The 11,087-nt window shown below is 69.9% G+C and carries 5 protein-coding genes; 4 read left to right on the forward strand and 1 reads right to left on the reverse strand.

The window, feature by feature from the left end; genetic code table 11:
- Positions 1-43: 43 nt before the first annotated feature.
- The gene (locus IPL61_25745) at positions 44-1,696 is read left to right on the forward strand and encodes a hypothetical protein (protein MBK9034628.1); all 1,653 of its coding nucleotides are present in this window, start codon (positions 44-46) and stop codon (positions 1,694-1,696) included.
- A gap of 1,339 nt (positions 1,697-3,035) precedes the next feature.
- Here the strand turns inward: IPL61_25745 and IPL61_25750 are convergent.
- Positions 3,036-3,524, reverse strand: a complete 489-nt coding sequence (locus IPL61_25750) for a hypothetical protein (GenBank protein MBK9034629.1) — start codon at positions 3,522-3,524, stop codon at positions 3,036-3,038.
- Between the two features lie 402 nt (positions 3,525-3,926).
- Here IPL61_25750 and IPL61_25755 point away from each other — a divergent pair, with 402 nt between their 5' ends.
- The 3 genes from IPL61_25755 to IPL61_25765 all read left to right on the forward strand — a co-directional run bounded on the left by IPL61_25755 (position 3,927) and on the right by IPL61_25765 (position 10,096).
- Positions 3,927-5,219 carry a hypothetical protein gene (locus tag IPL61_25755; GenBank protein ID MBK9034630.1) on the forward strand — a complete coding sequence of 431 codons (1,293 nt, stop codon included), beginning with the start codon at positions 3,927-3,929 and terminating at the stop codon, positions 5,217-5,219.
- Positions 5,220-5,614: 395 nt separating this feature from the next.
- The gene (locus IPL61_25760; GenBank protein ID MBK9034631.1) at positions 5,615-6,262 is read left to right on the forward strand and encodes a hypothetical protein; all 648 of its coding nucleotides are present in this window, start codon (positions 5,615-5,617) and stop codon (positions 6,260-6,262) included.
- 144 nt (positions 6,263-6,406) lie between these two features.
- Positions 6,407-10,096, forward strand: coding sequence for a phage resistance protein (locus tag IPL61_25765; GenBank protein ID MBK9034632.1), 3,690 nt, complete (start codon positions 6,407-6,409; stop codon positions 10,094-10,096).
- Positions 10,097-11,087: the final 991 nt, after the last annotated feature.

Consider the following 11,087-nt stretch of genomic DNA (forward strand, 5'->3'; position numbering starts at 1 on the left):
GGGTCGCCGCGCCCCGGCTCAACTTCACCCGTACCAGCGCGGCATGGTGTTCTCGATCGACGATGCGCGACCTTGGGTACTGATCGGCTTTGGCGAATCCGGATCTAGTGCGACAGCGATCACAAGGTCGTCGCAGCAGTTCGTCGTGCGACATGATCCGAGCATCCACGGCGCCGTTCCCCGCGCCGGGTTTGCCTGGTGGGCCTGCTGCCCTCTCGCGCCGAGTCGAGAGTCCATTGGAGACGGTCGACGCTTTGGCAGGTTTGACATCGAGATCGTCGAACCGAGAGAAGTCGTTGTCACGTGCATCGTCTGGCCAGGCAAGTACTTCGGGCCCAACGAATACCGTCGCGTGCTCGACGAGATCTACACGGAATATGGCCGCACGGTGGAATGGCTCCCGGGTGCCGACGCCGTGCGGTCATACACGCGGCGCAGGTCGGGCGTGCGGCGGAACGCTGATGTTGCCGCGGCCACTGTCCGAGAACTTCGGGCGTGCCAGCAATGGCTCGCCGTGAATCGTAGCAAATCGGAAGAGGCCCTTCCCGAACAGGGATTGGTTGCGGCGTGGGCGATGCGCCGTGCCTTGATGCTTGCTGCAATCCGCGACCAACTCGAAGCCCACAGACGAGCGGAGCGGGATCTGGCGAGCGCCGGCGGCGAGATCCCCTCGCCCGCCCAGCGCAAGCGTGTAGAGGAAGCGGCCGATGCGATCACGCAGCTCTTCTATCAAGTCTCCCAAGTTGCTCGCCGTCTCCACGGCAAACTGGGTCCATTTCGGCTGTCTCCGGCGATGCAGCGAGACCACCGACTTCGCCGCCTTATGGATGCGTTCGTGGCCACCGAGCGCGAGCGGTGGGCCGACGCCCAGACCGATGCATTCTCGGAATCGCCGCCGTTAAGGGCAACAAGGGTGTTCGAGTTGTGGTGCACGGCTCGCATCGTCGCGTCGCTGGAGTTGCTGGGGTGGGAGGTTTCGGGCAGGCGAACGTTCTTCAGCGAGCCCGATGGAGGTATGCCGATCCACCACGAGGTGGTGCTGCGGCGGACTGGAGATGTGGCGCAGCTGGAGTATCAGCCCGCGATCAAGGATCTTGGTGTGAGCGGTCTTCTGGACATGCATCGACGAGGTCGCCAAGGCATTGACATCCTGGGGGCTCGACCGACCGCTCCTGTAGGGCTCGTCTCCTACGGGCGTGAGACCCCAGACTTCGCGATTCGATACACGTCAGCCGACGGCCGGCGCGCTTTCGCGATCGGCGACGCTACCCTCACTGACCCCGAGCGGGGTGGCGTCTCGCTAAAGATTGACAAGATGATCACGTACCGTGACCGGGTTGCTTGGAGAATCGATGGGCGACTCATTCGGTGTGAAGGTGCCGGAACATTCATTGTATTGCCTGGGCCTGCGGCCCAGTGGTCGAAGGCGCTGAGCACGCGACCCTGTGATAGCGTGATCTGTCTCCCGACACCGGCGCTCGTCCATGACAGTGAGATGACTACTCGACTGGGTGCGCTCATGGGCTTTCTCGACAGGCAGCGACATGAGGCCGACTACCAGACGCTGTGTCCATGCCGTGGCCGCAACAGCACGTCCCGTATCGCGGGGCAAAGACTGCCCCAGATTGAGACCGCGGGCTCACCCCGTGTGACCGCTTCCATGGCCGACCTGAGCTTCTCGCCGGTCAGGACCTGAACATCCCTGTCCGACCAACCTTGCGGCACGAGATTTGCGCCGACTCCTACAGCGAGAACGGGGATTGCGACGAAGGCTGGGTCTGCCAACTCGGCCCGAATCTTTGCCTCCAAGGCGCCGGCCCGCGCGACGAGCTTCGCGACCTTGGGATCCTTGTTCGGTTCGAGCGTTGCGTCCACGACGAGCACCGCGCCGTCGTGCGGCGGAAACGCCAAGATGTCGGCTTGGTTGTCGGGCATACCGGACTTGCTCCGCGGTGGCCCCCACCACAGCGAAGTGAACCCAAGCAGGCTGATCAGATGCGACACCGACCGCTCGAATGCCGCCTCGTCGAGTGTTCCGCCCTGTTGCTGTACAAGGCCTTGGGCTAGCAGGCTTCCTTTCGAACGCTCGAACTCGGCGAGCCCGAGCGCTCGCACCGAGCCCCGTTGGATGGCAGACAACGCCACCTCGCGATGCTCGAGCCGTCGGCCGAGGTAGCTCAGCGCCACCGTTGCGGAACCGGGGCCGGGTGCCCGGAAGGAGACCACGTCGCTAGCCATCGGTGAGTGACGCAGCGGCGCGAGCGGCCCGTGCTCGGACTCCAGCGTGATCGCGAGCTCTGCTCGGCGCACCGTCTTGGCGGTCGTCAGCTCGACCTCCACGGTCGTTCGATCGTCCGACTCACGGACGTCTTTCAGAGCGGCGAGTACTGGGATGACCAACGTGACGACGCGCGGACGCATTGCATCAACGCTATCGAACCGAGTGGCAAGGCCTAGGCGCTTGAGTTGACGCACGAGCGTCCCGTGTCCTTCGCCCTCGAAGGTCGCACGCGCATTGGACAGCCATTCGTGTGCCGACCCAGATGAGATATCATGCTCCAGCCCCGCCGCTGTCTCGAACTCGAGTTCGTAGCGGTACCTGTTGCTGGTGATGTCGTTGCCGAACCGGCTCGGGTCGCGCGGCGAACCGTGAACGCGATGCCATTCAACCTTGTCGACATCGCAGAGGCGCAGCGGTTCGCCGCCTAGGCTATCGAAGGCCTCCAGCCGGCCCCGGCCGATCTGTTCCAGCAACGCCGGGATCCGAGCCAATGAAATGCGCTGGCGACACACCTTGAGCTGGCTCGTCCCAGTCACCTCCGCATCGCTGGGTGGCTCGTCCGTCAGGGTCAAGCGGCACGAGATCGAGACCCACGTGTCGCCTGGGCGCGCGACGAGCGCAACCAATTCTACGCTCGTCCACAGGTGCGTGTACTGACCGACCCAATCGACGAGCCTTCTCAGTTCTTCCTGATGGGTCGTCAGGCGATCCAGGACAGCCCGCAAGTCCGCCATTATCTCGTCGTCTCTCGTACTCATAGCACGAGCCACCCATGCGCATCGCGCTGCGCCTTTCCCGCAGAGCCGATCGACGCGTTGAGCGGCGGGCGGTCCAAGAACTCCCAGCGATATCGTTCGAGCAGTCCCGCCTCGAGGACCTTGTGCCGATTGGTCGGCCACCAGCGAACGACCAGGTCCGTGAGCGGGAACGACCGACCGTAGTCCCATCCATGCCCCTTCGAGTAGTCGAGGCCGGCGCGATGAGACACCGACTTCTGGGTGACCTCCAGACTCATCGCTTTCAGCAGCGAACGAATGCGACGCGCGAGATGCATCGTTTCTCCGATCACCAACACGCCGTCGGGGTCGACGCCAGCAGCGCGGGGGATCGCGCGGAGGCGCCCGCGCTTCTTGGCCTGCACGACGTAGACGCCGGGCGCCTTCGGCGGCTCGGCCTCGGCGAGTCGTACGGGCTTCGACCATGGTTGGTCTTGGATCAGCTTGCTCCATGGGTTGCGGACCATGTCCGCAGTCTCGCACGCTGGAGCTCTGGAACTGGCTGCCCTGTGCGGCCTCTGGCTCACCCCATTACGGTCATTTTGCGGTACGACGACGACGCGTACAGTCACGAGTCTGTGGCTGGGACGCCTTGAGGTCGCCAGGCATCAGAAAAGATCGCCGAGTTCTTGCTGCGGTGGGTCGAAGAGCTGGCAGCCTGACGGCCGGCCCACCCACCGCCGTTGCTGCTCTCCGCTGTTCCCACCCGCCCGGGGTGATCATTGCCACGCTCCTGACCCTCGCGTACCGTCATCCGGGGCGCGCGTCCGGCTCTCGTCACGCGCACACACCAGGGGGGATTCAGGATGCTGGACGTTCCGGGATCGCAGGCCGCGCTACAGGCGTTGCTCGCTGACGGTGGCTGTCACGTGACGACGTTCGCCGCGGCGTGCCTGCGGGCCGTCGACGGCAGCCGGCTGAACGCGCTGTTCGACGACGCTGGCCAGTGCCGACGCTACCGGGCGATCCGGGACGAGGCCGCGGCGGTCCTGGCGGCGGCGCCGGCTGGCGGCAACCGGATGTCGGCCATCGAGCTGGCCGAGCTCGCGGCCATCCTCAGCCGCCACGGCCGCGCGGCCGTCGACGATGAGGTCGCTGAGGGCTCGCTCACCGCCCGCGCCCTCGCCCAGGCGGTGCACGAAGAGCGCCGCGCGCACCTCTGGTCGTACTTCGCCGACTGGGACCACCCGCGCAAGCTCGAGCCCGGTGATCCGGTGCCGGTCCCGACGCGCACCGAGCTGCACCACATCTACCGCCGTCCGCTGCGGCTCTCGCCGTGCCCGGACAAGCGCGAGGGGCCGCACGAGATGTGCCCGGGTGGGTACCGCGGGCTCCCGTCGCTGCGCCTCATGCCGCCGAGCGTCGATGGCGAGGTGTACCTCGATCCGTCGCTGGGCCAGGAGGTGTGCCCGTTCACGGCGGGGGCCAAGGGCGCTGGCACCGTCGCCTTCATCGTGCCCGCGACCCACCTGGACGAGGGCTTCACCTACGAGGTGATCGAGGACGAGGCCGGCGTCCCGCTGGCGTTCGAGCGGGTCCAGCCGCGCGACCCCGACGCGCTCCACGCCCTCGTGCTGCGCGAGCTGGCGCGGGCCGCCGAGTATGCGGCGCTGGTGGTCATGCCCGAGCTCACCAGCGCGCCGAACGTGGAGGACGCGATCGACGCCTCTCATGCGCACAACCAGCTCGGGCACATCCAGCTGCTGGTCGCCGGCTCGACCTGGCGACCGCCGGAAGACGACAGCCCTGGGGGCAGCAATCGATCAGCGATCTGGCCGCGCGGCCGCGCCCGGCACCACCACGACAAGTACTCGTGGTTCCACCACAAGGCGACCGGCGGGGAGTCGATCAAGCGCGGGCGGCGACGCGTCACGATCATGGCCGGCCCGCGGCTCACGTACACGGTGCTCATCTGCAAGGACGTGCTCGAGCCCTGGCATGATCCATTCGCGCGCAGCATCGCGGACCTGGGCTGGGGCACGGTGGTGCTGGCGAACATTCCGCCCGATGGAACCGCCCGGCCGGACTACGGGCTGATCGTGCGCCCGGCGAGTCCGGCGGGGCCCCAGGAGACGGGCCACGTCGAGTCCCATCCGCTCTCGGGGTTGCACAACCACTCGATCTTGCTTGGGATAACGGGGCCCATATTTGTTCGTTATTGACAGAACCGTTCGGCAGTGACAAAACTATTAGCATGAGCAGCACCACGGCGTTGCCAGCGAGCATCCAGGTGGCTCAGCAGATCGGAGAGTCGGCGGCGGGGTTGGTGACGCACGATATCGACCGTGCGGTCACACAGCTCGCCGCGGCCTCGATCGAGAGCGAGGTCGATCGCGGCGCACGCCAGGCCCTCACCTGGCTGCTGACCGGGGTCGCGATGGCCGAAGCCGCATGCGGGCGGTCCGTCGCCACAGCCAGTTTGGGGTCAGCGCCTCACCGCGACGCGCGCCCACGACGGTCGCCAGGATCCCCACGTCCGGCCCCGACGATACGCGCTGCGCCGCGAGCCTCAATGCCTCAGCCTGCGCTCTGAATCGCTCCGCGATTCGTCCTGTGTGTGGAGGGTGTCATGACCAATCTAGCGTCCGTGTTGAATCAACTCACGGAGCAGTCCACCGGCGATGACCTCAAGGCGGTCGCCTATGTGCTCGGCGAGTGCCTCGCCCGACGCGACGACGCGTCCCTCCGTGAGGGCTACGACCGCTTGCGCGCGCTGCGGCGCAACGCCGCCGACGCCTCGAGCCTGCGCGGCTTCCTCATCGCGCTCACGACGAGCCTCGATGGGTACTTCGCGACGATCGAGGCGGTGACCCGGGTCGAGAGCCTGGCGGACGAGGTCAAGGAGATGCCGACCTGGCAGACCATCCTCGCGCGCCTGGCCGCCGGTCCGGTCAACCAGGTCGAGCTCGGCCACGCGCAGGCCGAGCCGCGCGCGAAGTCGACCATCTCGATCGCGCTCGAAGACCTGCGGCAGCGGGAGCTGGTGGAGCACGTCCCCAGCGCCAGTCGGCGGGAGCGGATCCACTCGCTGACGCGCCTGGGCCGCGCCGTGGTCGAGGCGGCCCAGCTGGAGGTCTCGCCCGCGGTCGCGGTGAGCGCCGCGACCAGCGCACCGGCACCGACCGCTGCAGTGGCTTCGGGACCGAAGGGACGCCGACCGACCGGTCGGAAGCGGAACGATTCGGGCGAGCAGACCGCGCCCTGACGGACATGCGCCGAGCCGCGCGCGATCGATCACCCGGCGCGGGTGAATCGGACCCGCGGCGCGCGCCGTGAACGACCGGGCGGCGGCCCCGGCCCTGGCGGCTTCCGTCTATAGTCGCCCGGCGCGCCCGCGGCGCTCCCGACCATGGCCGAACCGACCTTCGTCCGCGATCTCTTCAACCTGCCGGAGCAGATCCGCAAGGGTGACTTCGTCCTCAAGCTGTCCGAGGGCATCGACAACCCGCGCGTGACGGCGGAGACCTACGTGGTCACCCCGCGGCTGGCCCAGGCCTTCGACGCGGCGTTGACGCTGGTCGGCGGCGCGCTGCGCGACGGCCGCAGCCAGGCGGCGTACCTCCATGGCAGCTTCGGCTCGGGCAAGTCGCACTTCATGGCGCTGCTGTCGCTCCTGCTCGCGGGCCAGGAGGACGCGTGGCGCATCCCCGAGCTGCACCGGCTGCGGGCCAAGCACGAGTTCGTCGGGCAGCGGCGGCTGCTCGAGCTGCACTTTCACATGATCGGCCAGCCGTCGCTCGAGGCGGCGGTGTTCGGCGGCTACCTGGCGCACGTGCGCGCGCACCACCCGTCCGCGCCGCTGCCGGGGCTGTTCGCCGACGAGGGGCTGTTCGACAACGCGGTGCGGCTGCGGACCACGCTCGGCGACGACGCGTTCTTCGCGCCGATGAACGCCGGCGCGGGCGCCGACGCCGGCTGGGGCAGCTTCGGCCAGCGCTGGACCGGCGCCAGCTTCGTGGCCGCGACCACGTCGGCCGAGCCCGACGCGCGCGCCGAGCTGTTCACCGCGCTGGTCCAGACCCACTTCCAGGGCTGGGACCGCGCCGCCAGCAACTTCGTCGATCTGGATAGCGGCCTGGCGACCCTGGCCCGCCACGCGGCCGGGCTCGGCTACCACGGTGTGGTGCTGTTCCTCGACGAGCTGATCCTGTGGCTGGCGGGCCGCGCCGCGGACGCCGCGTGGCTGCACAGCGAGGCCCAGAAGATGGTCAAGCTGGTCGAGGCCGCCGACATGCACCGGCAGATCCCGCTGGTGTCGTTCATCGCGCGCCAGCGCAACCTCGCCGATCTGGTGGGCGAGGACTACGCCGGCGTCGAGGAGATGCGGCTGCGCCAGTCGCTCAAGCACTGGGAGGGGCGCTACGACACGATCGAGCTGCAGGACTCGAACCTGCCGGCGATCGTCGAGAAGCGGGTGCTGCGCGCGCGGGATGACCAAGCTCGCCAGACCCTCGACGACGCCTTCGAGCGCATGCGGCGATCGGCGGGGCCGGCCTGGAACGTCATGCTCGGCGGCGACGACCAGGCGGCGTTCCGCAAGCTGTACCCGTTCAGCCCGGCGCTGGTCGACGTGCTGGTGGCGCTGTCGAACTCGCTGCAGCGGCAGCGCACCGCGATCAAGCTGCTGCTCGAGATCCTGGTCGATCACACCAGCGATCTGGTCCTGGGCGACGTCGTGCGCGTGGGCGATCTGTTCGACGTGCTCGCGGCTGGCCAGGACTCGGCCGACGGCGTCATGCGCAGCCGGTTCGAGGCCGCCAAGCAGATCTACAAGTATCAGTTCCTGCCGCTGATCCAGCGCCAGAACGGCACCGACGGCGCCGCCCGGTGCCAGCGCGTGCGCGACGACGCCGTCCGCCTGGGCTGCTCGGGCTGCGCCGAGCGCGCGTGCCGCACCGACAACCGCCTGATCAAGACGCTGCTCATCGCCGCGCTCGTGCCCGAGGTCGACGCGGTCAAGGACCTGTCGGCGTCGCGGCTGGTCCAGCTCAACCACGGGTCGCTCAAGCTGCCGATCCCGGGCAACGAGGCCAGCCACGTCGCCGGCAAGCTGCGCAGCTGGGCCGCCGAGATCGGGCAGCTCCAGGTCGGCACCGAGGCCGATCCGCGCGCGCGGCTGCGCCTCGAGGGCGTCGATCTGGGGCCGATCCTCGAGCGCGCCCGCCACGTCGACTCCAGCGGCGCGCGCCAGCGCGTCATGCGCGACCTGCTGTTCGAGGCCCTCGGCCTGGAGAAGGTGCTCGAGAAGGGCAAGGCCCACAGCGTCGAGTGGCGCAGCACCAACCGCTCGGGCCTGGTGCTGTTCGGGAACGTCCGCACCATGGGCCCCGACACCCTCCGCTGCGGCGACGGGGAGGACTGGCGGCTGGTGATCGACTACCCGTTCGACGATCACGAGTTCGGCCCGGCCGACGATCAGGAGGCGCTGGAGCGCTTCACCGAGACCAGCGGCGGGAGCTGGACGCTGGTGTGGCTGCCGAGCTTCCTGTCGGACGCGCTCGAGAAGCTGCTCGGCGAGCTGGTCATCCTGGAGCACATCCTCGAGACCCGCGAGACCGCGCGGGGCTACGTCGCCGAGCTGAGCGTCGAGAACCAGAGCCGCGCGCTGACCGACCTCGAGAACCTGCGCAGCGCCAAGAAGCAGCGGCTGATGCTGGTGCTCGAGCAGGCCTACGGCCTGGCCACGCCGAAGGAGGGGGACCTCGACTCGGCGCGCACGATCGAGCGCCACCTGTTCGTGCTCAAGCCGGGCGCGCAGCTGGCGGCCCGGGTCCCGCCCAACTTCGCGGAGGCGGTCGACATCTACGTCGAGGATCTGCTCGCGACCCGGTGGCCGCGCCACCCGCGCCTGACCGCCAAGCTGACCAAGCGTCGGGTCGAGACGTTGATCGACGTGTTCGGCCAGCTGGTGGACAGCGACGACAAGCGGCTCCCGGCCGAGCGGGCGCTGGTCGACGAGGTCCGCGGCACGCTCGGCGAGCTGGGCCTGGTGCGCACCACCGAGAACGCGATCCACCTGCTCGAGGACCGGACGCTGCAGGAGCTCGAGAACCGCCGCTCGCAGAAGGCCGTCGACCAGCCGACCGTGAGTCAGCTCCGCGCGTGGCTCGACGACACCGGCAAGATGGGCCTGCCGACCGAGGCCGAAGACCTGACGGTGCGCTGCTACGCCCGCCACGCCGCGCGCACGTTCGTCTACTTCGGGAAGGCCTACACGCCCGAGGCCGGGCGGCCGATCCCCGCCGAGGTCGTCCTCGAGAAGCCCCAGCTCCCGGGCCAGGCCGACTGGGCCCGCGCGCTCGACATGGCGGGCGCGCTGCTGGGCGTGACGATGGCCGGGCGCGCGCTCCACGCCGACAACCTCAAGCGCTTCGAGCTGCTCGTCGCCGAGCGCGTGAAGGAGGTCGCGCCCGCGGCCGACAAGCTGCCGGCGCTGATCGACGGCGCGCGGAGCGCGTTCGAGCTGGGCGCCGACATCGATCGCCTGCGCACGGCCCGCGCCGCCGCCGACCTGTGCGGCGCGCTCCTCGGCCAGGCCGCGCTGCGTCAGGTCGCGGTGCTCGCAGCCTGCGCGCCGGTGACCTCGGCCCAGGCGCTGGCGCGGAGCCTGGCCACCAGCAAGGCCGTCGCCCAGGTGCTCACGGATCGTCTCACCATGGGCCAGTTCGATGCGCTCACAGCCCGCCGCGGCGTCGTCGAAGGCGCGGCCGAGCTGCTCGACCGCGTGGCCGCGATCGTGCGCCAGGACGAGATCGTCGCCGCGCTGCCCGAGCACGTCCGGCGCGCGGCGGAGGAGGCCCAGCGCCTGCTGACCGGGACCGTGCCGCAGCCACCGCCGCCATCACCCGGCTGGCGCGTCGTGCTCGAGCGGACCGTCCACGGCCAGGGCAAGGCCCGGGCGCTGGCGGCGCTCGACGACGCGGTCGCGGCCGCGCGCGCGGCGATCGAGGGCGGCGACGACGAGGTCGAGCTGAGCGGCGCGCTGCACGTCAAGGCCCGGACCGCCGCGCCGTCGCCACGGCGAGGCGGCAAGGCATGACGCTGCCGCGCCTGACCCGGCGCGACCTCGAGGTCGATCTCGGTCGCGTCTATGGCGCGGCGCGAGATCACTACCTGGTGGCGTTCCACGGGACCGGCGACGAGGAGATCGTCGATGTGAACGGCGCCCGGGTCCGGGTCGTGCCGGTGCGCGGCGAGCTCGAGCTCCGGCGGCGCTTGCTCGCCGTCCAGGACGACGATCGCGTCGCGTTCCTGGTGCCGTGGACCGTCGCCATGCCGATCGATCTGCAGGGCCGGTTCGCCAAGAGCGGGCGGGTGTTCCGGATCGGCCGCGAGGTCCGGATCCGGACGCTGTTCGGCGCCGCCGAGGTCGACGGCGTCCACGGCAGCCCGCTCGTCGACTACCTGCTCGAGCACCACGCCGACGAGCACTTCGCGGTCGGCGGCGGTCGGCTGACGCTCGACGCGATGTGGACCGCGTGGCTCGATCGCGCGTGGGGCCTGGGCTCCGGCGGCGAGCTGGCGCTCGACGTGTTGCTCGGCTGGGCGGCGGTCGATGGCCACGGCCCGCGGTTCGCGGCGTCGATGGCCAGCGGGCTGGCCGCGACGGTGCGCACCGAGCTGCTCGCGCACCTCGGGCGCAAGCTGGGACCGGCGGGGCCCGTGGTGTGGCGGGCGTGGGAGGCGGGCCGCGGCACCGCGACGCTCGAGCTCGCCTTGGTCCTCGGGGCGCTGGGGTCCGCCATCACGGCGGACGACGTCGTGGCCATGTGGGTCCGGACCGCGGCGCCGCTGGTCCTCGGTGGTGAGGTCCCGGCGGCGGCGCTGGCGCGCCTCGGCGAGGCCGCCGACACGGCGCTGCGCGACGTCGTCCGCCGCCAGGGCACCGACCGCGGCCGCCGGCTGATCCAGGCGGCCGACGCGCGCGCCGTCGATCCGGCGCTGCGCCCGCACTTGATCGCGTCGGCGCGGCTCCCGTCGGCGTGGCGGGCCCGGCTCGACCGCCTCGGCGAGAGCCTCGTCGACCTCGC

The organism is Myxococcales bacterium (assembly GCA_016717005.1).
Taxonomy (GTDB): Bacteria; Myxococcota_A; Polyangia; order Haliangiales; family Haliangiaceae; genus UBA2376.